Annotated in this window: 23 protein-coding genes; 10 read left to right on the forward strand and 13 right to left on the reverse strand. The window is 62.5% G+C overall.

Translation table 11 applies throughout. The annotated features are described in order from the left end of the window. The first annotated feature begins 6 nt into the window (after positions 1–6). The 3 genes from nrdD to LQ215_RS08880 all read left to right on the forward strand — a co-directional run bounded on the left by nrdD (position 7) and on the right by LQ215_RS08880 (position 2591). Positions 7–168: an anaerobic ribonucleoside-triphosphate reductase gene (gene nrdD, locus LQ215_RS08870; RefSeq protein WP_058544450.1), complete on the forward strand. Its 162-nt coding sequence runs from the start codon at positions 7–9 to the stop codon at positions 166–168. Continuing rightward, positions 165–860 (forward strand): anaerobic ribonucleoside-triphosphate reductase activating protein, encoded by a 696-nt coding sequence (locus LQ215_RS08875; RefSeq protein WP_230148937.1) that lies wholly within the window; start codon positions 165–167, stop codon positions 858–860. Before nrdD ends, LQ215_RS08875 begins: the two co-directional genes overlap by 4 nt. A gap of 111 nt (positions 861–971) precedes the next feature. After that, on the forward strand, positions 972–2591 hold the full coding sequence (locus LQ215_RS08880; protein WP_230148939.1) for a methyl-accepting chemotaxis protein: 1620 nt from the start codon (positions 972–974) through the stop codon (positions 2589–2591). Between the two features lie 851 nt (positions 2592–3442). Here the strand turns inward: LQ215_RS08880 and LQ215_RS08890 are convergent. Genes LQ215_RS08890 through LQ215_RS08905 form a run of 4 tightly spaced genes read right to left on the reverse strand, consistent with a single transcriptional unit; the run spans position 3443 to position 6552 of the window. After that, on the reverse strand, positions 3443–4810 hold the full coding sequence (locus LQ215_RS08890) for a 4Fe-4S binding protein (protein WP_230148941.1): 1368 nt from the start codon (positions 4808–4810) through the stop codon (positions 3443–3445). Then, entirely contained in the window at positions 4798–5652 is an 855-nt protein-coding gene (locus tag LQ215_RS08895) for an FTR1 family iron permease (protein ID WP_230148943.1), read from the reverse strand. The genes LQ215_RS08890 and LQ215_RS08895 overlap by 13 nt, the downstream gene beginning before the upstream one ends. Positions 5653–5674: 22 nt before the next feature. Further along, the gene (locus LQ215_RS08900) at positions 5675–6019 is read right to left on the reverse strand and encodes a cupredoxin domain-containing protein (protein WP_230148945.1); all 345 of its coding nucleotides are present in this window, start codon (positions 6017–6019) and stop codon (positions 5675–5677) included. A 2-nt stretch (positions 6020–6021) separates the two neighbouring features. Beyond that, entirely contained in the window at positions 6022–6552 is a 531-nt protein-coding gene (locus tag LQ215_RS08905) for an iron transporter (RefSeq protein WP_230148947.1), read from the reverse strand. A gap of 204 nt (positions 6553–6756) precedes the next feature. Between LQ215_RS08905 and LQ215_RS08910 the strand changes: the two genes are divergently transcribed. Next, positions 6757–6984, forward strand: coding sequence for a DUF3079 domain-containing protein (locus tag LQ215_RS08910; RefSeq protein WP_230148949.1), 228 nt, complete (start codon positions 6757–6759; stop codon positions 6982–6984). Between the two features lie 119 nt (positions 6985–7103). Here the strand turns inward: LQ215_RS08910 and LQ215_RS08915 are convergent, their stop codons facing one another. From LQ215_RS08915 to LQ215_RS08925, 3 genes are all read right to left on the reverse strand, one after another. Continuing rightward, positions 7104–8843: a dipeptidase gene (locus LQ215_RS08915; protein ID WP_230148951.1), complete on the reverse strand. Its 1740-nt coding sequence runs from the start codon at positions 8841–8843 to the stop codon at positions 7104–7106. Positions 8844–9206: 363 nt separating this feature from the next. Beyond that, on the reverse strand, positions 9207–11207 hold the full coding sequence (locus LQ215_RS08920) for a peptidase U32 family protein (RefSeq protein WP_230148953.1): 2001 nt from the start codon (positions 11205–11207) through the stop codon (positions 9207–9209). A 118-nt stretch (positions 11208–11325) separates the two neighbouring features. Further along, a complete protein-coding gene (locus tag LQ215_RS08925) occupies positions 11326–12894 on the reverse strand; it encodes a sensor domain-containing diguanylate cyclase (RefSeq protein ID WP_230148955.1) in 1569 nt (522 codons plus the stop codon). A 127-nt stretch (positions 12895–13021) separates the two neighbouring features. Here LQ215_RS08925 and LQ215_RS08930 point away from each other — a divergent pair, with 127 nt between their 5' ends. The 4 genes from LQ215_RS08930 (at position 13022) to LQ215_RS08945 (ending at position 15009) form a co-directional block, all read left to right on the forward strand. Further along, positions 13022–13480, forward strand: coding sequence for a metallophosphoesterase family protein (locus tag LQ215_RS08930; protein ID WP_230148957.1), 459 nt, complete (start codon positions 13022–13024; stop codon positions 13478–13480). 124 nt (positions 13481–13604) lie between these two features. Beyond that, positions 13605–14171, forward strand: a complete 567-nt coding sequence (locus LQ215_RS08935; RefSeq protein WP_230148959.1) for a chalcone isomerase family protein — start codon at positions 13605–13607, stop codon at positions 14169–14171. Further along, positions 14168–14707: a DUF3833 domain-containing protein gene (locus LQ215_RS08940; RefSeq protein WP_230148961.1), complete on the forward strand. Its 540-nt coding sequence runs from the start codon at positions 14168–14170 to the stop codon at positions 14705–14707. The genes LQ215_RS08935 and LQ215_RS08940 overlap by 4 nt, the downstream gene beginning before the upstream one ends. Continuing rightward, positions 14704–15009, forward strand: a complete 306-nt coding sequence (locus LQ215_RS08945; RefSeq protein WP_230148969.1) for a DUF6482 family protein — start codon at positions 14704–14706, stop codon at positions 15007–15009. Before LQ215_RS08940 ends, LQ215_RS08945 begins: the two co-directional genes overlap by 4 nt. Before the next feature lie 26 nt (positions 15010–15035). Here the strand turns inward: LQ215_RS08945 and LQ215_RS08950 are convergent, their stop codons facing one another. The 6 genes from LQ215_RS08950 to LQ215_RS08975 are packed head-to-tail and all read right to left on the reverse strand — an operon-like array spanning position 15036 to position 20001. Then, entirely contained in the window at positions 15036–15524 is a 489-nt protein-coding gene (locus LQ215_RS08950) for a DUF2878 domain-containing protein (RefSeq protein ID WP_230148971.1), read from the reverse strand. After that, positions 15524–16792 carry an SAM-dependent methyltransferase gene (locus tag LQ215_RS08955; RefSeq protein ID WP_230148972.1) on the reverse strand — a complete coding sequence of 423 codons (1269 nt, stop codon included), beginning with the start codon at positions 16790–16792 and terminating at the stop codon, positions 15524–15526. The genes LQ215_RS08950 and LQ215_RS08955 overlap by 1 nt, the downstream gene beginning before the upstream one ends. Beyond that, the gene (locus LQ215_RS08960; protein WP_230148974.1) at positions 16755–17579 is read right to left on the reverse strand and encodes a DUF1365 domain-containing protein; all 825 of its coding nucleotides are present in this window, start codon (positions 17577–17579) and stop codon (positions 16755–16757) included. The genes LQ215_RS08955 and LQ215_RS08960 overlap by 38 nt, the downstream gene beginning before the upstream one ends. After that, on the reverse strand, positions 17576–18823 hold the full coding sequence (locus LQ215_RS08965) for an NAD(P)/FAD-dependent oxidoreductase (RefSeq protein WP_230148976.1): 1248 nt from the start codon (positions 18821–18823) through the stop codon (positions 17576–17578). The genes LQ215_RS08960 and LQ215_RS08965 overlap by 4 nt, the downstream gene beginning before the upstream one ends. Before the next feature lie 3 nt (positions 18824–18826). Further along, on the reverse strand, positions 18827–19582 hold the full coding sequence (locus LQ215_RS08970) for an SDR family NAD(P)-dependent oxidoreductase (RefSeq protein ID WP_230148985.1): 756 nt from the start codon (positions 19580–19582) through the stop codon (positions 18827–18829). Further along, a complete protein-coding gene (locus LQ215_RS08975; RefSeq protein WP_230148987.1) occupies positions 19579–20001 on the reverse strand; it encodes a nuclear transport factor 2 family protein in 423 nt (140 codons plus the stop codon). Before LQ215_RS08975 ends, LQ215_RS08970 begins: the two co-directional genes overlap by 4 nt. 384 nt (positions 20002–20385) lie before the next feature. Here LQ215_RS08975 and LQ215_RS08980 point away from each other — a divergent pair, with 384 nt between their 5' ends. Beyond that, complete coding sequence (locus LQ215_RS08980; protein WP_230148989.1) at positions 20386–21711, forward strand: flavin-containing monooxygenase; 1326 nt, start codon at positions 20386–20388, stop codon at positions 21709–21711. Further along, positions 21711–22121: a RidA family protein gene (locus LQ215_RS08985; RefSeq protein ID WP_003201555.1), complete on the forward strand. Its 411-nt coding sequence runs from the start codon at positions 21711–21713 to the stop codon at positions 22119–22121. The genes LQ215_RS08980 and LQ215_RS08985 overlap by 1 nt, the downstream gene beginning before the upstream one ends. The last annotated feature ends 9 nt before the right edge of the window (positions 22122–22130 follow it).

Here is a 22130-nt window from a genome sequence, read left to right on the forward strand (position 1 = left end):
TCATCCATGAACGCATCACAAACCCTGCCACAGGCACAGCGTCAACGTTGCGAAGTCTGGACCCGAGTGATGGGTTATCACCGCCCGGTGGCGGCCTTCAACCCAGGCAAGCAGTCCGAGCATCGCGAGCGGGTGCATTTCACCGAACGCGCGGCCGGGCGTCCATGAGTCGAGTGCTACGGGTCGGGGGCATGGTGCCCCTGACCACCCTCGATTATCCGGGCCAACTGGCGTGCGTGCTGTTTTGCCAGGGCTGTGCCTGGCGTTGTCGTTATTGCCATAACCCGCAACTGATCCCGCCGCGCGGCAGCGAGGAGGTGGATTGGTGCCGGGTATTGGCATTCCTGCAACGCCGTCAGGATCTGCTCGACGCCGTGGTGTTCAGCGGCGGCGAGCCAACCTTGCAGGACGGCCTGGCACCGGCCATGGAGGAAGTGCGGCAGATGGGTTTTCGCATCGGCCTGCACAGCGCCGGCATCAAGCCGGCGGCCTTCGCCAAGGTGGTCGGGCTTGCCGACTGGGTGGGCTTCGACGTCAAGGCCTTGCCCGAAGATGCCCTCGACGTGACCCGGGTCGAAGGCAGCGGCGCCGCCAACTGGCGCAGCCTCGACCACCTGCTGGCCAGCGGCGTGGACTATGAATGTCGCACCACGGTGCACTGGCATCTGTTCGACCCCGAGCGCTTGCTGACCCTGGCCCAGCGCTTGCGCGAACGCGGTGTCACGCGTTTCGCCGTGCAACTGGTGCGCACCGCGCGGATGCTCGATCCCCATCTTTCCAGCGTCTCGGCACAAGCCTTGCAGCCTGAGCTGTGGGCCGCCATGCGCGAATTGTTCCCCTCGTTCGTCTTACGCAGTTGAGTGGGCGCGGGGATGAACGACCGATAGCGGCCCGGGATGACCGGGCCACACTTTTTTATGGTTTTCAAATGCGCTGCCAACCGGCAGGTAGTTGAACAGGGAGCATTTGATATGACCAGACTCACCACCGCCCAACGCATCGTGATCGGCTTTGCCATCGCGCCACTGGCCTTGATCGCCTTGGCGCTGTACGCCTTGAGCGACCTGGCGATGCTGCGCGACCAGGCCGAGCAGATCGTCAGGCAGGATTGGCCGAAGATCGACCCGATCATGGTGATCGCCACGGGGGTGCGCGACAACGCCAGGAACACGCGGGACTTGCTGATCGACAAGAACAACGCGCAAGTCCAGCAGTCCATCGACGCCACCCGGCAGCGGATTACCCAGGCCTTCGCCACGCTGGAACCGCTGTTCGATCAGCCTGAAGGCAAGGCCGCCTATGCCGAGTTGAAGAAGCGTCGCGAGGCCTATGTGGCGGCGTTCGTCCAGGTGCAGGCGTTGATCCGCCAGGGCGCGACGGACGAGGCGATGACGCAGCTCAAGCAAGGGGTGATTCCGGCGGAGCTTGAGGTGTACAAAAGCCTCGACGGGATGATGGCGATGCAGGGCAAGGTCTTTGTCGAGCGTGAGCAATTGGCCCAGGCGCGCTACAACGATGCGCGGCGCAACATGTTGGCGTTGGTGCTGGCTTGCCTGGCCCTGGTGACGACCGTGGCGATCCTGGTGACCCGCAGCGTGACCCGTCCCCTGGGCGGTGAACCCAATGACGCGGCGCGGGTGCTCAACCTCATCGCCCAGGGCGACCTGACGATCCGCGTGCCGGTGGGCGTCGGCGCCAATGACAGCGTGATGAGCAACATGCACGACATGCAGCAGAGCCTCAACAGCATGGTCCGGCACATTGCGGCCTCGGTGGATCGGGTGGCCAGCTCCTCCGAAGAGCTGAGCGCGGTGAGCAGCCAGACCAGCAGCACCTTGCAGTTGCAAGGGCATGAAATCGAACAGGCGGCCGCGGCGGTGAACCAGATGACCGCTGCGGTGGATGAAGTGGCGCGCAATGCGGTGAGCACCAGTGAAGCTTCGCGAGTGTCCGAGCAAACCGCCCAGCGCGGACGTGAACAGGTCCAGGAAACGGTGGCTTCCATTACCGCGCTGGCCGAAGGGGTGACGGACAGTTCCGGGCGAATCCAGCAATTGGCCGGACGGGTGCAGGACATCAGTTCGGTGCTGGACGTGATCCGCAGCATTGCCGAGCAGACCAATCTTCTGGCACTGAACGCCGCCATCGAAGCCGCCCGTGCCGGTGATGCCGGGCGTGGCTTTGCGGTGGTGGCCGATGAAGTCCGGGCGCTGGCTCATCGGACCCAGGATTCGACTCGGGAAATCGAGGGCATGATCGGTAACATCCGCCTGGACAGCGGGCACGCGGTGAGTTCCATGCAGAACAACAGCGAACTGGTGCAGGCCACGCTGATAGTGGCCCGGCGTTCCGGCGATGCCCTGGATGAAATTGCCCATTCGATCTCGCAGATCAATGAGCGCAACCTGATGATCGCCAGCGCCACGGAACAGCAGGCTTTGGTGGCCCGTGAGGTAGACCGCAACCTGGTGGGCATTCGCAACCTGTCCGAACAAGTCATGCTGGGCGCCCGGCATACCGATACCGCCGGCCAGGACCTGGCGCAGATGGCCGGGTCACTGCATGAGACGGTGGCGCGGTTCAAGGTGTAGGCGGGGCAATGTCGGAGCGTCAGCCCACAACCCCTTGTGGGAGCGGGCTTGCTCGCGAAAGCGGTGGGCCAGCTGATGGTGATGTTGGCTGTGCCGGCGCCTTCGCGAGCAGGCTCGCTCCCACAAGGATTTTGCGTCGAATCCGGATGCTGTGAACACCCGCAATCCCCCTGTGGGAGCGAGCCCGCTCGCGAAAGCGGAGGGTCAGCTTGTGGTGATGGTGGATGTGCCGACGTCTTCGCGAGCAGGCTCGCTCCCACAAGGATTTTGTATGGTGTCCGGTGTTGTGAACACCCGCAATCCCCCTGTGGGAGCGAGCTTGCTCGCGAAAGCGGTGGGCCAGCTTGTGGTGATGTTGGATGTGCCGGCGCCTTCGCGAGCAAGCTCGCTCCCACAAGGATTTTGCGTCGAATCCGGATGCTGTGAACACCCGCAATCCCCCTGTGGGAGCGAGCCTGCTCGCGAAAGCGGAGGGTCAGCTTGTGGTGATGGTGGATGTGCCGACGTCTTCGCGAGCAGGCTCGCTCCCACAAGGATTTTGTATGGGTGTCCGGTGTTGTGAACACCCGCAATCCCCCTGTGGGAGCGAGCTTGCTCGCGATAGCGGAGGGTCAGTTTGTGGTGATGTTGGATGTGCCGGCGCCTTCGCGAGCAAGCTCGCTCCCACAAGGATTTTGCGTCGAATCCGGATGCTGTGAATACCCGTAACCCCCTGTGGGAGCGAGCCCGCTCGCGAAAGCGGTGGGTCAGTTTGTGGTGATGTTGGCCTTGCCGGCGCCTTCGCGAGCAGGCTCGCTCCCACAAGGGTTTTGTGTCGAATGCGGATGCAGTGAGCACTCGCAATTCCTTGATCACCATCCCCAGAATTGCAACCACCAGCCATAACCCACCAGGCTACTGGCCAAGACCAGGCATGCCATGGCTGACAGGCGTTGCGTCGGTGATCCTCCCGTTTGCTGCAGGCGTTTGCAGCCCAGCCACAGACTCCAGGCTATCGCCGCTACCAACAACCCGGCGCGTGCCGGTTGTACCCATTCCAGCAGCAGTCCTTCATAGCGCAGCAGTTTGACCGTGGTGGCCGACAGGCCGAGGAACAACCCCGCACCGCCAAGGGGCGTCAGGGTGATGGCTAAGGGCCAATATTGTGCGCTATCCCCCGAGAGACGTGCCGCCAGGCGCATCAGCAGCATCAGCGAAGTGCCGATCAGCAGCGCACTCATGCCCAGGTACGCGACGATGCAAAAACCGTCGAGCCAACTGAAACTGTCATTGAGTTGCGGATAGTGCGTCAACAGCCACCAGGGCGCATTGTCCTGGAGTGCCCAGAGCCAATCATGACTGACCAGCCATTGCGCCAGGCTTTGCTTTAGGGCGATGAACCAGGGGCTGACGGTCCACTGGAAGGCGCCCATGGCCAGGCCGATGACACCGAACAACAGCAGGCGAACATCCCAGGGCGAGAGGGTGTCAGCCGTCGAGTGCAGGATTTCCTCGCTGCTGGAGCGGGCAATCAGCCGCACCGCATCTCGCTGGCCGCTGCAGCGCCCACAGGCGTGGCAATCGGCGGCGCCGCGCATACGGCGGATGTCCAGCAAGGGCGCGCAGTTGGGAGGAGGGCGCCGCGGTGCGGGGTTTTCCAGCCAGCGTCGTTCGTCCACTTGAAAGTGCACCGGTGCCAAGCGAGCGAGCAGGGAAAAGACGCCGCTGACCGGGCACAGGTAACGGCACCACACCCGCTTGCCCCGGGCGAACAACAGGCCGACGATCACCGCGGCGACGGTCGAGCCGCCCAGGATCAGTAACGCAGCCTGGGCGTAGTCATAGACGCTGATCAGTTGACCGTAGAGGGTGGTCAGGCAGAACGCCAAGGTCGGCCAGCCAGCCCAGCGCAATCCACGCGGTACCCCCAGGCCCTTGCCGTACTGGCTGGCCCATTCGCTCAAGGCGCCTTCCGGGCACAGCACGCCACACCAGAGCCGCCCGAACAACACGATCGACAGCAACACGAACGGCCACCACAGGCCCCAGAAAAGAAATTGCGCCAGCAGCGTGAGATTGTCGAACAGGCGTGCCTGGCCGCTGGGCAATGGCAGCAGGGCCGGCACCACCAGCAGCACCGCATAGAACAGCACCACCGCCCATTGCACGGCACGAATGGTTGCACCGTGGCGCCGCATGCCGTCGCCCAGGCGTTGGAGCCACGGGTTCAGGTCGGGCATGGCAGGTTTTCCGCCTTGCGCGGCCGCAGCCAGCCCGCGACGACGCCCCAATAGCCCAGCCACACCAGCAGCGTCATCGCACTCGGGCTGGCCCGATAACCGGTGAAATCGGCCAGGAACCCACCGAAACCATGGCCGTCGTCGAGTAACGCGCTGCTGTCCCACAGCGCGTCGCCAATGCCGCGATACACCGCCTCAGGCCAATCCATCGCGAGCAGTTGCCCGCTGACCCGCTCGATACCGCTGACCAGCAACGCCGCCCCCAACAGCAGCAGGATCGCCTCGCTGATGGCAAAGAAACGCGGCCACGAGATGAACCGGCGACTGCTGTGCAGCAAGGAAACGGTCAGCAGCGACAGCGCCAGCCCAGCCAGCGCGCCGACGGCGAACAAACCCAGTTGTGGCCCTTGCAGGCGCGCGCCAGCGCCATACAGGAACACCACGGTTTCACTGCCTTCGCGGCTGACCGCCAGCAGCGCCAGGAGCAACAACCCCAGGCCGCCCTGACGGCTCAGACGCTGGTCGGCGTGGCGTGTCAGGTCCTGCTTGAGCGTCCTCGCGTTTCGGTGCATCCAGCCGACCATCTGCACGATCAGCAGGCTGGCGACCAGCGCCAACGACGCCTGGAACCATTCATTGGCCGTCCCGCTCATGGCCTCGCCGGCCAGCAGGATCAGGCCGGCCAGCACGCCCGAAAGCAACAGGCCCAGCGCCGCGCCGGTCCATACATAGCGCAACAGCTGGCTGGCCTGGTGTTGTCGGCTGACCCAGGCTTGGAGAATCCCGATCACCAACAACGCCTCGACGCTTTCGCGCCAGACAATAAACATCGATTGAGTCATGCAAACGCCTCCTGCTGACCGATTACTGGGCGAGAATCCCGCCCTCGGGCAGTTGCGGATTGAATTCGTCGAAAAACGGATAATGCCCGGGACGCAGCGGGTGGATAACCACGAAGGTGGTGACGCCGGGCGAGAGCACTTTCTCGACGCGCAAAGGCGTGCTCTCGAACTCCGCCGGGCCCTGGCCGATGTTCTTCAGCACGATCTTGAACCGTTGCCCGGCCGGCACTTGCAGTTGCGCCGGCGTGAAATGCCCGTCGCGTATGCTCAGCTCGTAGGTCGGCAGTTCGGCATGGGCGATCGAGGGCAGCAGCAGACCGGCCAGCGCCAGCCAGGCCAGGCATGACGGCCAGGATCGGCGACTCATGCTCAGTACCCGCCTTTTTTACCGATCCCGGCGTAGACGAATTCGTAATGCAGTTCGCAACGTTCGAACCATGGCGCCACGCCGGTTTCCTTGTCGGTATGACGACCGAGGGAGCCATGGCCACCGGGCGGCAGGAGGGTGAAGGTCAGTTGATATTTGCCAGGGCCGAGCAGCTTGACGTTGTCGCCGTAGTGCGGCCCGTCGTTGGCGACCATGGCGTGGAAGTCACCCTTGAGCTCGGTGTCGTTGCCTTGTTTCTTCAGTTGGAACGACACATTGAGGTAAGGCACGAAACTGCCTTCCTGAAAGCCTTGCTGGTTGTCTGCAGTGGCGCGGATGTCCGCTTCCAGGTGCACGTCGGAATCGGCCGTGGGCCGCATCATCCCGGCTGGAGCCATTTCAATCGGCTGCAAATACACCGCGCCGACCTCCAGCCCCGGGCACAGTTGCGGTTCGCCGATGGGGTATTCCTTGGCCTGGGCCAGCGGCGCGAGAAACAGCAGGGCGAGAGGCAGAGTGGCAAGTGTGCGCATGATGACTTCCTGGTTGGCTAAATGATGGCGCCGAGTCTAGGAAGCTTTGCTGCGAATAATAATGATTCTTGTCAATTTTTAGCGCGAAACTTCTAACGGCGAATGCCGGCTCATTCCCACGTGGTTGTTCTTGATCAGGATCAAGGGGCAAGGCGCCCCGACGCGGTAGGGTACGGGTACACCCATCAGTTATACGGGGTCGTCATGGCAAAGCCCTTTCCCATCAGTCCCAAACATCCCGAGCGCATTTGCTGGGGGTGTGATCGTTACTGTCCGACCAGTGCGCTGGCCTGTGGCAACGGCGCCGATCGCACGATGCACCCGGCAGAGATGATCGGCGAGGATTGGTACATGCATGGCGATTGGGGGTTGGAACTGCTCGACATTACCGCCAAGGTCATCGATCCAAGCGCCACTTACCCGAAGGAATAAGGGTAAACCGGTGGCGAGGGGATTTATCCCCGCTCGGTTGCGCAGCGACCGCAAAATCTTGGGGCCGCTGCGCAGCCCAGCGGGAGCAAGCTCCCTCGCCACAATGGATCACACGCGCCTTAAAGCTTCGGCAACTGCCCGATCCGCCCCATCATCTCGGTCACGATCTGCAAGTCCAACAGGAACTGCTCGACCGTCTTGAACTCGTTGTCGTTGTGGCCGGTGTACTTGACGTCGGGCATGGCCAGGCCGAATTGCACGCCGTTGGGCAAGTCATGAACCGACGTGGCGCCGGCAGAGGTGCCGTATTTGTGTTCCATGCCCAGGTTTTCACTCGCCACCGCCAACAGTGCCTTGACCCATTCACCCTCAGGGTTGCGGTACATCGGCTCATCAATGGAATAATCGAAGGCTACGTCGACCTGGGATTTCTTGCTCCAGGCGGCCAGTTTGTCGGCGATGTCAGTCTTGAGGGCTGCGGTGGTCTTGCCCACCGGCACCCGCAGGTTGACCGCCAGCTTGAAGGTCTTCTCATCCATGCCGACGTAGGTCAGGGACGCGGTCAGCGGGCCCATGAAGGCATCGGAAAAGCCGATTCCCAGTTTGCTACCCAGATAGTCCAGGCCCCAGTTGTCAGCGGCATAGCGGGCAGCGTCGGTGATGTGGTTGTGTTTGAGCGCGACCTTGCCATCCAGGCTGTTGATGAAGTCCAGCATCCTCGCCACCGGGTTGACGCCTGACTCGGGCTCGGAGGAGTGGGCGGACACGCCGGTGAAGGTCAGTTGAACGTCCTTGCCGACGACTTGGCTGGCCACCTCGAAGTTACCGCCATTGCGCTTGGCATAGTCGGTACCGGCCTTGAGCAGGCTGGTAGCCAGTTCGGCGGGCTTGTCGCTGGCGAAGGTGGCAACGGACGTCGACGGAATCTGATTGGTCGCCAGGCCGCCCGTCAGCGCGGTAATTTCTGCCCCCTTGCCCTGCGCGGTGCGCCGGGTGAAGTTCGCCATGACGGTGCCATAGCCTTTCTCGGCAATCACCACAGGGTAGCCGCCATCCAGCGCCAGGTTGTAGTTGGGCGTCGGGTTGCGTTCGAAATAATAGGGAATGGCGTCGCCAGTGGTTTCCTCGGTGGTGTCGACCAACAGCTTGAAGTTGCGCGCCAGCGGCAGTTTCTCTTCCTTGATGATTTTCATGGCATAGAGCGCGACCACGATGCCGTTCTTGTCGTCCTCGGTACCGCGGCCATACATGCGGTCGCCCACCAGGGTGACCTTGAACGGGTCGAGGCGGGTGCCATCTTTCAACACCCAGTTTTCCGGCGTTACCGGCACCACGTCGGCATGGGCGTGGATGCCGACGACTTCGTCGCCGCTGCCTTCGAGGGAAATTTCGTAGACGCGGTTGTCGATGTTGCGGAAGTTGAGGTTGAACGCCTCGGCCAGGCTTTTGATCTTGTCGGCGATCTTGAGGAATTCCAGGTTCTCGTGCTGGGCAACGCCGTCCTTGCGAAAGGTCGGGATGGCGACCAGTTCCTTCAGCGTCTCGGTGGCCGCTTGGCCGTATTTCACCCGGGCATAGAGGCCCAGCAGGCGATGGATTTCATTCTGCTGTTCAGCTGAAAGGGTTTTGTTGCCCTGGAAGGCGTTGATGGCCGGGCCGAGGTTGGCGGTTTTGGCGAGGTCGCTTTTGGCCACCTCTGCCAGGAACTGCCTGAAATCGGTGATGGAGGTGTTGGAGAAGGTTTTGACGATGATCGCGCCCTGTTGGGCGGAGATGTTGGCGAACGCTGGTGTGGTGATCGAAGCGAGGCTGGACAACAGCAGGGTGGTCACGGCCAAGTGTTTGAGCGAGAAGTCCATTGCTGGGCATTCCTTTGCAGGCGGTAGGAGGGAAATGTCTGATTTGATGACACAAACATTTACAACCTAACAGGCGCGCGCGGGGCAGGGGAGTCTTGCGGGGGAATCTGTCGCACAGTGAAGTAAAAACGGCGCAGAAATGAAAAATGGCGCAGGGCCATCAAACACCTGATTGCAAGCAGGCCCACCGCTATCGCGAGCAAGCTCGCTCCCACAGAAGATCGGTGGCGGACACAAGTGCTGTGAACACCCGCAACCCACTGTGGGAGCGAGCTTGCTCGCGATGACGGCGATACATTCAACATCAATGCAAGCACGCCCACCGCTATTGCGAACAAGCTCGCTCCCTCAGGTGCGCATTGCTCAATGCGGTGCGCGGGGAATCGTCTTGAGCAAGTCTTCAGGGCTGATGTGGCCGACCACGGGCTGCGCCGTGCTGCCGGGCAATGGCAGGTCGAGGATGTGGCCCTTGATCTTGCCCACCACATGCATCTCGCAGGGTTTGCAATCGAACTTCAGCGTCAGCACTTCATCGCCGTGTATCAGCTGCATCGGCGCCACCTTGGTGCGCACGCCGGTGACGCCCTTGGCCTGCTTGGGGCAGAGGTTGAACGAGAAGCGCAGGCAGTGCTTGGTGATCATCACCGGCACTTCACCGGTTTCCTCGTGGGCCTCGAACGCCGCGTCGATCAGCTTGACGCCGTGGCGATGGTAGAAGTCCCGGGCCTTCTGGTTGTAGACGTTGGCCAGGAACGACAGGTGCGACTCCGGGTACACCGGCGGCGGGTTGGTCTCGGCCTTGCGGCCACCGCGTGGGTGGGCGTTGAGGCGGGCGGCGGTCAGGGCTTCGATGGCTTCGCGGCGCAAGGCCTTGAGCTGCGAGTTGGGGACGAAGAACGCCTGGGGCGCATCCAGCTCGATCGCGGTGGCGTGGTATTCGGTGGTGCCCAGTTGGCCGAGCAGGTCGTGCAATTGCTCCAGGGCCTGTTCCGGCTTGTTGGCCTGGCCGAACGGTCCGTCCAGGGCAACGCTGGCGCTGATGCCTTCCTCGCTGGTAGCGGTCAGTTCCAGGCGCGCTTCGCGCAGGCGTGCCACCCAGGCCAGGCCGACGCGGCGTTCGGAGGAAGTCTTGAGCAACGCCTGCTGCCAGTTGTGGTCCAGGTTGCGGCTCAACGGGTGGTTGGGGCGCAATTGATACATGCCGGCCGGCATCTCGTTGGGTTCGACGCGGTAGCGGTAGCGCTTCTGGCCGTCTTCTTCGAATTCACCCTTGGGCTCGGCGATGTTGGCGCGGAAACCGACGACTTCGCGCTTGACCAGCACGTTGAGGCCATCGCCGTTGGACAGCGGATCGAAGGTCACCACTTGCAGGTCGCGCTTGCCGACTTTTTCCACCACGCCCACCGGCACGCCGGTAAAGGTCGGCGAATCGAAGGCGCCAATGTCGATCTTGCGTTCGCTGACGAAATAGTCGGTGCTGCCACGGTGGAAGGTCTTGTCCGGGTCGGGGACGAAGAAGTGCGCGGTGCGGCCGCTGGACGCGCGGGCCAGGTCCGGACGGTCTTCGAGGACATCGTCCAGGCGCTGGCGGTAATAGGCGGTGATGTTCTTCACATAGCCCATGTCCTTGTAGCGGCCTTCGATCTTGAACGAACGCACGCCGGCCTCGACCAGGGCGCGGATGTTGGCGCTCTGGTTGTTGTCTTTCATCGACAGCAGGTGTTTTTCGTAGGCGACCACCCGGCCCTGGTCGTCCTTGAGGGTGTAGGGCAGGCGACAGGCCTGGGAACAGTCGCCACGGTTGGCGCTGCGGCCGTTCTGGGCGTGGGAGATGTTGCACTGGCCGGAAAACGCCACGCACAGCGCGCCGTGGATAAAGAACTCGATGGCCGCGTCGGTCTCATCGGCGATGGCGCGGATTTCCTGCAGGTTCAGCTCGCGGGCCAAGACCAGTTGCGAGAAGCCGGCCTGGTCGAGGAACTTGGCCCGGGCCAGGGTACGGATGTCGGTCTGGGTGCTGGCGTGCAGTTCGATGGGCGGAATATCCAGCTCCATCACCCCCAGGTCCTGGACGATCAGCGCATCGACGCCGGCATCGTACAACTGGTGGATCAGTTGGCGGGCCGGCTCCAGCTCGTTGTCGTGCAAAATGGTGTTGATGGTCGTGAACACCCGGGCGTGGTAGCGATGGGCGAACTCCACCAGCCGGGCAATATCGCCCACTTCGTTGCAAGCGTTGTGACGCGCGCCGAAACTCGGGCCACCGATGTACACGGCGTCGGCGCCATGCAGGATGGCCTCGCGGGCGATGGTCACGTCGCGGGCGGGGCTGAGCAATTCCAGATGATGTTTGGGCAAGGACATTTGTTTTTAGTCAGGCTGGTCACGGTCGAAGCAAGCATTGTAGCCGGCAGGCGCCTTGCAGGCACCTGTGGACTTGGTTTTGCACGCCCCTGACCGATACGCGGCGGTCCCGCAGGGGTCACCCAGACGTCGAACCGGCGCTGCACCAACGGTTGCGCCCGGTGTTCTTGGCCAGGTACAAGAAGGCGTCCGCCGCCTTGATCAGCATGGCCGGGGTGACGTCCTCGCCGCTCGGCTGGCTGGTGGTGATGCCCGCGCTGATGGTCACGATGCCCAAGGGATGATCGCCATGTTCAATGCTCAGGGCCCTGAGGGCTTCGAGGATTTGCTGCGTGACCTTGGCGGCACCGGTGCTGTCGGTGTTGGGCAGCAACACGGTGAACTCTTCACCGCCATAGCGGACCGCCAGGTCGCCCGGCCTTTTGATGGTCTGCCTGACCGCGGCGGCAATCGCGCGCAGGCAATCGTCGCCGGCAGCGTGGCCGTATCTGTCGTTGAAGCGCTTGAAGTAATCGACATCGAGCATGATCAGCGCCAGTGAAGAACCGTGACGCTTGGCCAGGCGAATCTCGTCGGCCAAGGCGATGTCCAGCCGCCTGCGGTTGCCCAGCCCGGTCAGGCTGTCGGTCAGCGCCATGTCGCGCATGGTCTGGTGGGCGCTGCGAATCTGCTTTTCCATGGTCATCCGGTGGCGCAACTGGCTCAGCACGATGAGCCCGAAGCCGACGAGGATCACGATCAGGAAAATCAGCACCAAGCTGGTCTTGAACAGGTCGCGACGCCAGGGGGCGATGATGGAATCGCGCGACAACCCGGCTTCTACCACCAGCGGGTAGGTGGTCAGGGCCCGATAGCCATACAGCCGCTCGGTGTCGTCGACCACGGCCCTGGCCTCGGCGGTGCCCTGGTTCGAGGTGGGCAGGTAGCTCCGGAAGATCACGCTGTTGACCAGGCTCTTGCCGATCACCGACTCGACGAAGGGGCGCCGTACCAGGATGGTCCCGCTGCGTGTGGCCAGGACCAGCGCACCCTTGTCGTCGATCTTGAAGTCGCCGTAGTAGTCGACGAAATAGCTGACCTTGACCGTTCCGAGCAGCACACCGGCGAACGAACCGTCGGGATTGTTCAAGCGACGGGACACAGGAATGATCAGGTCGTGGGTGGATCGGCTCTTGATCACTTCGCCGATGCGCACGCCCCGGTCTTCGTGGGTGCGGTGGTATTGGAAGTAGTCGCGGTCGGCGTTGTTCGCCGTTTCCGGGATGACTTCCTTGTCCGTCACCAGCCATTGGCCGTCCGGGCCATAGATAAACAACCCGTGCAGTTGCGGCATGATGGCGGCCTGTTGCACCAATAGCTTATGGATGCGTGCAACGTCCATGTTCTGCAGGCCATCGCCTTCCACCCGCTCACTGAGGGCGGCGGTGACCACATCCACTTGTCGAATGGTATCTTCGGCGTGCTGGGCCGTCGCCCGTGCCAGGTTCGTCACCGAATCCCGGGCGGCCGAAAAAGCCGCGCGGTAATCGCGCCAGGTGCGCCAGCCTTCGACGGCCAGAAACGCGATGATGACCACCAGCATGAAACTCACGGTCAGTCGCAATGCCGCTCCTGCCCGTGTGCTCTGGGGAGAAAAGGCCTCATCAGGGTTTTCAATCTTTGGCTCTGGCCGTTTGCGTCCGAGCATCAACATTTCCTTTTACGACGGGTCTGCGCACTATTGATGCGCAGCCTATCCTATTTGATTTCAGCACGTTAGCTCGCTGCGACGAGGCGGCTATAACCGGCGGTACACGTTTGGGGAGAAAGGTTTCATGAAAGTTGGCGTCATTTCCGACACCCACGGTCTGCTGCGCCCTGAGGCGCTGGCAGCCTTGCAGGGGTGTGAGCGGATCATCCATGCCGGTGACATCGGCAGCCCGGAGATCCTGGATCAATTGGCGTCGATTGCGCCATTGCACGTGGTGCGCGGCAATAACGACCTGCACGCCGATTGGGCAGAACACCTTGCCGATTGCTTGCAATTCGACCTGGGCGGATGGCAGGTACTACTGGTCCATGACATCAGGGACGTGCCCGCGTCGCTTGACTCCAGCGTAAGACTGGTGATCACCGGCCACTCCCATAAACCATCGATCGAATGGCGTGGCGAGCGCCTCTATCTCAACCCCGGCAGCGCCGGCCGCCGACGGTTCAAGCTACCGGTGACGCTGGCGCTGCTCGCGGTGAGTGACCAGGTGATCGAGCCGCGGATCGTGTCATTGCTCCCATGATGAACACGGTTGGCTTGAGATACGTATCGGCGCGGACCACCAAGCGATGCCTTCTCAAAAAGCTGTACAAATATAAATTCTTGTACAATTATCAGGGCTCCCTTGATAAACGGGTAACGCCCTCATGGCCCAGTCGTTCGCGCTCAGGAAAAGCCTGGTCGCCATAGCGCTTTGCATGTCTACGCTTTATTGCACTCAAGCCTTGTCGGACTGGCGCGGCGTATTGCCAGGCGCGCGCCTGGTCGGGCAAGCCGATTTCCAGTGGTATGGGTTCGATATCTATCAGGCCAGGCTCTGGAGTGCGGCCGCTGCGCCAAGCCTGGAAACGGCGTTTGCCCTGGAGCTCAATTACCGACGCGCCATCGACAAAGAGTCTTTGGTCGAAACGAGCCTGAAGGAAATGCAGCGTCTCAACGCTGTGCCCCTGGACGCCAAGCGCCGGGACGAGTGGGCCGCTCAAATGCGCCGTGCCTTTATTGATGTGAAACCCGGAAGTCGTATCACCGGCCTGTACCTGCCGGGGCAGGGTTGTCGTTTCTATGTGGGTGAGAAACTGTCTCTGGCGGTCACGGACCCCTTATTCGCCCGGGCATTTTTTGCCATCTGGCTTGATCCTGGTACCCGAGAGCCTGAGCTTAGAAATCAATTACTTGGGATACACACTTCAAGTGAGGGGAGAGAGAATCAATGAGGCATTTTTTGATGGCGTTGCTGCTGGTACTGGGCCTGACCGGTTGCGGGAATGTGAACGTCGAACGTTATGCCGACCAGCAACCCCGACTGGATCTGGAGCGCTTCTTCAGCCAGCCCGTCAAGGCCTGGGGGATCTATCAAAAGCGCTCGGGCGAAGTGATCAAGCGCTTTGAGGTGGACATTTCCAGCCGTCACGAGGGAGAGCACCTGATCCTCGATGAGCGCTTCCTCTACAGCGACGGCAGCCGTCAGCGACGGGTCTGGACGCTGACGCCCGACGGCCCGGGCCTGTGGCGTGGTCGCGCTGACGATGTGATCGGCCAGGCGCGCGGAGAAGTGGCCGGCAATGCCCTGCGCTGGCGTTATCGGTTGAACCTGCCGGTCGATGGCTCGACCTACGAGGTGGAGTTTGATGACTGGATGTACCTGATGGATGAGGACACGCTGATCAACCGCTCCAGCATGAGCAAGCTGGGTGTCGAATTGGGGCAGGTGACCCTGTTTTTCCGTCGTCAGGCCGTGAGTTCGCCATGAACTTGCAGGCGCTTACGGACTTGGCCATTGACGGGCGGATCCATGAACTGGAGTTGTTGTCGCTGGAGGGTGGCTTCTACGTGCTGCGCGCCCGACTGGACGGCGGCCTGCGTACGTTGCTCGATGAGTCTGGAAAGACTTTGCATATCCGTTCCACCACCCATTTGCGTGAGCTGCTGCGTTTCGTCCCGCGGCTGCCCTGCACGTTGGTGCAACACGTTGTCCATGATGAGATGTGCGGCCAGCGGGAGGGGGCGATCGAGCCGCTGCGCATGCCGCTTTTCCTCGACGAACCCTGGTAGCGACGACGTTCCGGGCGCAGTCCAGCTCAGTTCGGTTCGGCCAGGCGCAACGCCAGGGGTAGCCATAATGCCCAGAGCGGTGCCAGGAACAGGGCAGTGCCAACGACTCCCAGTGGCAAGGCGACGCCCGCCAGCGGCGCTCCCACGCAATAGGCCAGCGGGCCGCCGACCAAACCGAGCAATACACCACGCGATACCGGCCGCATGGCCCAGGCCAGGCTATGACGCAAGCCTGTGGCAAACACCAGCCAGAGCAGCGCCAGCCAGAGCGGCAGTGGGGTTTGCTTGAAGATGAACAAGCCTTGCGCGCCCAGGCTCCAGTCCAGCAGCATGCCACTGAGCCCGACACGCATCACTGCAAACAGCTCTGCCCGGGGAGCAGGACACAGCCACAGGTGGACCAGCAAGCCGATGACCACCAGCAACAGCCACCACGGCTCCTGAGCCCCGAGCACACAGCCCCACCAACCCAGTTGCAACCAGAGGGCATTGACGATCAGGCCAGTGCGGCTCATCACGTATCCTGGTACTCCAGCAGGGCGGGTCGACGGGCGCCGGGCCCGGCGAAGAGCAGTTGGGCCACGCCGATGGCACGCTCGATGAACCCGCCTTCGCAGTAGCACAGGTAGAACTCCCACAGGCGCTGGAAGGTTTCGTCGTAGCCCAACTGCGCCAGCGCCTGGTGCGATTGGCGAAAGTTGTCGTGCCAGTGCCGCAGCGTGCGGGCGTAGTGCGCCCCGAAATCCTCGAGATGCAAGAGGTTGAGCGGCGTCTGGGTGCTGGCAATGTTCAACAGGACCGACAGTGACGGTAACGCGCCACCGGGAAACACATGGCGCTGGATAAAGTCCACCGAGCGTCGGGCCTGCTCGTAACGCTGGTCGCGGATGGTGATCGATTGCAGCAGCATCAGCCCGTCATCCTTGAGCAGCGCGGCGCAGCGTCGGAAGTACTCGGGCAGATAGCGATGCCCGACGGCTTCGATCATTTCAATGGACACCAGCTTGTCGTAGCGCCCTTGCAAGTCACGGTAGTCCTTACGCAACACTTGAACCTGCTGTTGCAAGCCCAATTCTTCGACACGTCGACAGGTGTGGGTGTATTGCTCCAGGGACAGCGTGGTGGTGGTCACCTGGCAGCCATAATGGCTGGCTGCATAAATGGCGAGGCTGCCCCAGCCCGTGCCGATCTCTAGCAAATGGTCGCCGGGGCGCAGGTCGAGTTTGCGGCAGATACGGGCGAGCTTGTTGAGCTGGGCCTCTTCCAGGCTCTGTTCCGGGCTTTCGAACAGGGCGGCTGAATACATCATGGTGGGGTCGAGCAGGCGCTCGAACAGCGCATTGCCCAGGTCGTAATGGGCAATGATATTGCGCCGCGAACCCCGTCGACTGTTGCGGTTGAGCCAGTGCAGCCAGCGCAACAGCGGGCGGCCGAGGCGTGCCAGGCCGCTGTCCATGGCATCGAGCACATCCAGGTTGGCAACGAACAGGCGCGTCACAGCCGTCAGGTCGCTGCTGCGCCAATAGCCGTGGACATAAGCCTCGCCAGCGCCGATGGAACCGTTGCAGGCAATCATGCCCCAGGCAGCGTCGTCGAGGATCTCGACCTCGGCCATCAAGGGGCTGCCCAGGTCGCCGAAGCTCAATGGCTCGCCATTGAGTAGCAGCCGCAGGTGGCCGTGACGCAGGCGGCGCAACTGACCCAGCACGGCTTGCTTGAAAAAGCCTCCGTTAGAGAGGTCGCAACTACCAGCCTTGGTAGCGCTCAGGGTCGGTTCGGGCATGATCGGGATCCTTGTGGGCGGTTTGACCCAGGCTCAGGCCGTCTTCGCTGGCCTGGTGGGCGTAGAGGGGCGTGCGTTTGAAAAGCAGGCGCAGGGCCTGCCAGTAAATGGCGCTTACGGTGCGCAGGCTCATCCAGGGGAAGGCCAGGACATGTCGGCGCAGCGAGGAGGCGTCGAGGGGTTGGCGCTTGAGCGCCAGGTCGGCCTCGAACACCTTGTGGCCGTCGCGCCAGTTCTCCATGCGTATGCGGATGTGCGTGTCCTGGACCAGGAACCCCATGTGATAGTCCATATCCCGGGGCAGGAACGGCGATACGTGAAACGCCTTGGCCACCCTGAAGGCACAGGGCTCGCCAGCAGGCACCGGCAACACATAGTGATAACGCTCGCGCCATGGGGTGTTGCGCACTTCACAGAGGATCGCCGCCAGGCGCCCATTGGCTTCATGGCAGAAATAGAAACTCACCGGGTTGAACGACAGGCCCCAGCTGCGCGGTTGGGTCAGCAGGTGAATCGCTCCTTGGGGAGCGGCACCCAGGGCTTCGTCGAGGACCTGGCGCACGGCATCGACCAAGGGAACCCCACGGCGGGTGTGCGATGGCAGGTAGTCGCGCTCGCGCCAGCACAGGGGGGCCCAGGTCCAGGGCCGCAGCAGGCGCGACAACCCCAGCATGTGTTCCTGTTCGGCGAGGTCCAGGTAAAGCATGCCGATCCGATAGCGGAAGGCGTGGATTTGCGGCGTATGGCGCCGATGATCGATCCAGCCGCGACACACACTGCTGTTCAAAGCTGTTCTCCGAAATGCTTGGCCACGTCGAGCGCACTGACCACGCCATCCTCATGGAAGCCGTTGGCCCAGTAGGCGCCGCAGAAATAGCTGTGCTGATGCCCTTGCAGATCACTTTGACGGGCCTGGGCGGCAATGGCGGCGAGGCTGTACTGAGGGTGCGCATAATCGAAGCGCGCAAGCACCTTGGCCGGGTCGACCACGTCGCCCTGGTTGAGGCTTACGCAGAAGGTCACCGGGGCGTCCAGGCCCTGGAGCAGGTTCATGTTGTAGGTCACCGCGGCAGGTGCTTGCGCAGGGCCGCCGAGGCGATAGTTCCAGCTCGCCCAGGCCTTGGGGCGCCGGGGAAGCAGGCGAGTGTCGGTGTGCAGCAGCACTTCATTGCTGGCGTAGGCCAGGGCGCCGAGTACTTCACGCTCTGCCATGCTGGGCGCCTCGAGCAGGGCGAGGGCCTGGTCGCTGTGGCAGGCGAACACCACCTTGTCGAAGTGCTCGGTGCCGGCGCTGCTGATCACGCTTACCCCGGCAGCGTTGCGACTCACACGCTGCACGGCACAGTCGAGCCGGATGTGTTCGCGAAAGGATGCACACAAAGGCTCGATGTAACCGCGTGAGCCGCCCGCGATCACTCGCCACTGGGGGCGCTGATTGACCGACATGAGGCCGTGGTTGTGGCAAAAGCGCACAAAGAACTCAAGCGGGAAGTCCAGCATCCCGGCGGGGGACATCGACCAGATTGCTGCGCCCATGGGGACGATGTAGTGATCGATGAAACGCTGGCTATACCCTTGGCTGTGCAGGTAGTCGCCGAGCCGGGCGCTGCGGTCGATGCGCTGCGCCTGCAGGTCGGCGGTGGCCTGCCGATTGAACCTGAGTATGTCCCACAGCATGCCCCAGAACCGGGGCGAAAACAGATTGCGGCGACGGGCGAACAGGCTGCGCAGGGTGTGCCCCTTATACTCCTGGCCGGTGGCCGGATCATGCACCGAGAAGCTCATTTCAGTGGGGCGAGACGCGACGCCCAACTGGTCCAGCAGACGGATGAAATTCGGGTAGGTCCAGTCGTTGTACACAATGAAGCCGGTGTCTACGCCATAGCGCTGCCCCTGCCAATCGACATCCACGGTATGGGTGTGGCCACCGATCCTGTCGTCGGCCTCGAACAGGGTAATCGGGTGCCTGCGGGCCAACAGGTAAGCACATGTCAGCCCGGAAATGCCGCTGCCGATGATCGCGATGCGCATGCTTCAAGACTCCTTGGAGGGGCGTGCCAGGCGTTGGCCAAGAGCCAGCCGCCAGCGGGCGGGCAAATGCCCGAGCAAGCGCAGGACCAGCGTGAAGGACCATGGAAACGCAATGCCCAGCGGGCGCGCCGGCAGGCGTTGCGCGATATGGCGGGCGGCTCGTTGCGCCGACCAGCGCATGGGCATGGGAAAGTCGTTGCGTTGGGTCAGTGGCGTGTCGACGAAGCCTGGGCTGACCAAGGTGACATCGATACCCTCGGCGGCCAGGTCGATGCGCAAGGATTCGATCAGATAACGCAACGCGGCTTTGGATGCACCGTAGGCGCCGGCGCGAGGCAGGGCCAGCCAGGTGACCGCGCTGCTCACCGCCACCAGGTGTGGACGCTGGCCCCGGCGCAGCAAGGGCAGGGCGGCCTCCAGGCAATGGCAAGTCCCCAGCAGGTTGGTGTTGATGAGCCGTTCGACCAGGCGGGTGTCGAAGTGCCCCGGCTCCAGGTATTCGCAGGTGCCTGCATTGAGGATCACCAGGTCGAGCGCCCCCCAATGCAGGTCAATCTGTTGGCAGATCATGGCGACCTGAAGCGGGTCGGTCAGGTCGCCCGGTAGCACCAATATCCGGTCTGGATAGCGTGTAGCCAACGTCTCCAGGGGTTGCGTCCGGCGCGCACTCACAGCCAGTTGATGCCCCTGTTCCAGAAGCACAGCCGCCAATGCCGCGCCAATGCCGCTGCTGGCGCCGGTCAGCCAGACACGGCTCATGCCAGCCTCCGCTTGAGCCAGCGAATCACCGATCCAAGTAGCGGTAGATGTTCGTAGAGCAGGGCGCCTGCGTCGAAAAAGTCTTGATGCAGGTAGACGCGATCATTCCAGCGCAGGTAGCTGCAGCCATGCAGCGCGATGGGGGCTCCTTGCGCCAGGCGAGGATGGCTGAAGTGCAGGGTCCAGCGCAGGTAGCCCTCGCCGGGACCGACTTCATCGAAGGCGTGGAAGTCATAACGCAGGTTGCTGACGTTGGCGTACAGCTGGGCAAAGTAAGTGCGCAGGGCCGGCAGGCCTTCGACCCGGTGCAGAGGGTCTTGGAACTGTATGTCGGCGCTGTAGAGCTCATCGAGTTCAGCCAGGCGACTGGCGTCCAGCTCGGCGAAAGCGTGGGCGAAACGCTGGAGGTAGACGGACATGCAATAGGCTCCGATTGTTGTACAGGAAATGATCTCTGTACAAGTTTTCAGAAGCCTACTGCAGGCCTTGTACAAATTAAAGGTTTTTGTACAAGTAATTTCACTATTTTGTACGAGCCCAAGCGAGGCGCGCACAGAAAGCCAGCCATAGCGGCTGAGCACCACCTTCCACGGCCAGAAAAAACTTCGATACCCAGGCCAGTCGCTCCCCAGTTTTTTCCTTGCCAGCAACGATAAAAACCCTCGTTTCGCAAATCTCCCCCCGCCAACACAATCGCCTCGACACCTGATCTCGATAGCTGCAAGCGCAGAACAATAAAAAATCAGAACCCGAGGCGGCGCTAGGCCGGCCTGAACCAAACCTACTGCCGGAAGTGCACAGACATGCTCGTTGAAACCCTACGCATCGATACGCTTGTTATAGGCGCCGGCCAGGCCGGCATCGCCATGAGTGAGCACCTGAGCCGGCAAGGCGTGCCGCATCTGGTGGTGGAGCGAAGCCGCATTGCCGAAGCCTGGCGCACCTCACGTTGGGATTCGCTGGTGGCCAACGGGCCGGCCTGGCACGACCGTTTCCCGGGGCTGGAATTCGACGGGCTCGACCCGGATGCCTTCGCCACGAAGGACCAGGTGGCCGATTATTTCGAAGCCTATGCCAGCAAGTTCAACGCACCGATCCGTACCGGCGTGGACGTCCGGCGCGTCGAGCGCAATGTCGGCCGCCCCGGTTTCACCGTGGAGACCTCTGAAGGCCTGATCGAGGCGATCCATGTGGTTGTCGCCACCGGGCCCTTCCAGCGGCCGGTGATTCCACCGATTGCGCCGGACATGGCGACAGTTGCCCAGCTGCATTCGGCCCAGTACCGCAACCCCCGGCAATTGCCCGAGGGGGCGGTGCTGGTGGTAGGCGCCGGATCGTCGGGGGTGCAGATCGCCGATGAACTGCGACGCGCCGGCAAGCAGGTCTACCTCTCGGTGGGTGCCCACGATCGTCCACCGCGGGCCTATCGCAACCGCGATTTCTGCTGGTGGCTGGGCGTGCTGGGCGAGTGGGATGCGGAAGCGGTCAAGCCCGGCAAGGAGCACGTCACCATTGCGGTGAGCGGTGCCCGTGGCGGCCATACCGTGGATTTTCGCCGGCTGGCCCACGAGGGCATCACCCTGGTGGGGCTGACGAAATCGTTCAACGGCAGCGTAGTGACCTTTGAACCGAATCTTGCCGAAAACATCGCCCGTGGCGACGAGAACTACTTGGCGCTGCTGGATGCCGCCGATGCCTACATTGCCCGCAATGGCCTGGACCTGCCGCTCGAACCTCAAGCCCGCGACCAGCTGCCCGACCCGCAATGCCTGACCCAGCCGATCCTGGCGCTGGACCTGGTTGCCGCCGGTGTGACCAGCGTCATCTGGGCCACCGGCTATTCGGTGGATTACAGCTGGCTGAAGGTCGACGCCCTCGGTGCCAACGGCAAGCCTCGGCATCAGCGCGGCGTTTCCAGCGAGCCGGGCTTGTATTTCGTCGGCTTGCCCTGGTTGTCGCGACGAGGCTCGGCGTTCATCTGGGGCGTCTGGCATGACGCCCGGCATATTGCCGATCACATCGTGAAGCAACGCATTTACCTCGCCTACCAAGATGCTGCCCAGCGCCAGGCCCCTGCGCGCGACAGCGATTCGTATCGTTCGAAAACCAGTCTCACGGGAGTTCGTTGATGCCTACTCACACACGTATTCGCATGTTCAACACCAAGGATACCTACCCGAACCAGACGCTGGACAACGACCTGTGCCAGGCCGTGCGCGCCGGCAACACGGTCTATGTGCGCGGCCAGGTCGGCACCGATTTCAACGGCCAACTGGTGGGCCTGGGCGATCCACGCGCCCAGGCCGAGCAGGCCATGCGCAACGTCAAGCAATTGCTGGAAGAGGCCGGCAGCGACCTGAGCCATATCGTCAAGACCACCACTTACCTGATCGACCCGCGTTACCGCGAGCCGGTTTACCAAGAGGTTGGCAAGTGGCTCAAGGGCGTGTTTCCGATCTCCACCGGGTTGGTGGTCAGTGCCCTGGGCCAGCCGCAGTGGCTGATGGAAATCGACGTGATCGCGGTGATCCCTGAATAAGGAGCGGAG

The organism is Pseudomonas brassicacearum, assembly GCF_918698105.1.
Classification (GTDB): domain Bacteria; phylum Pseudomonadota; class Gammaproteobacteria; order Pseudomonadales; family Pseudomonadaceae; genus Aquipseudomonas; species Aquipseudomonas brassicacearum_F.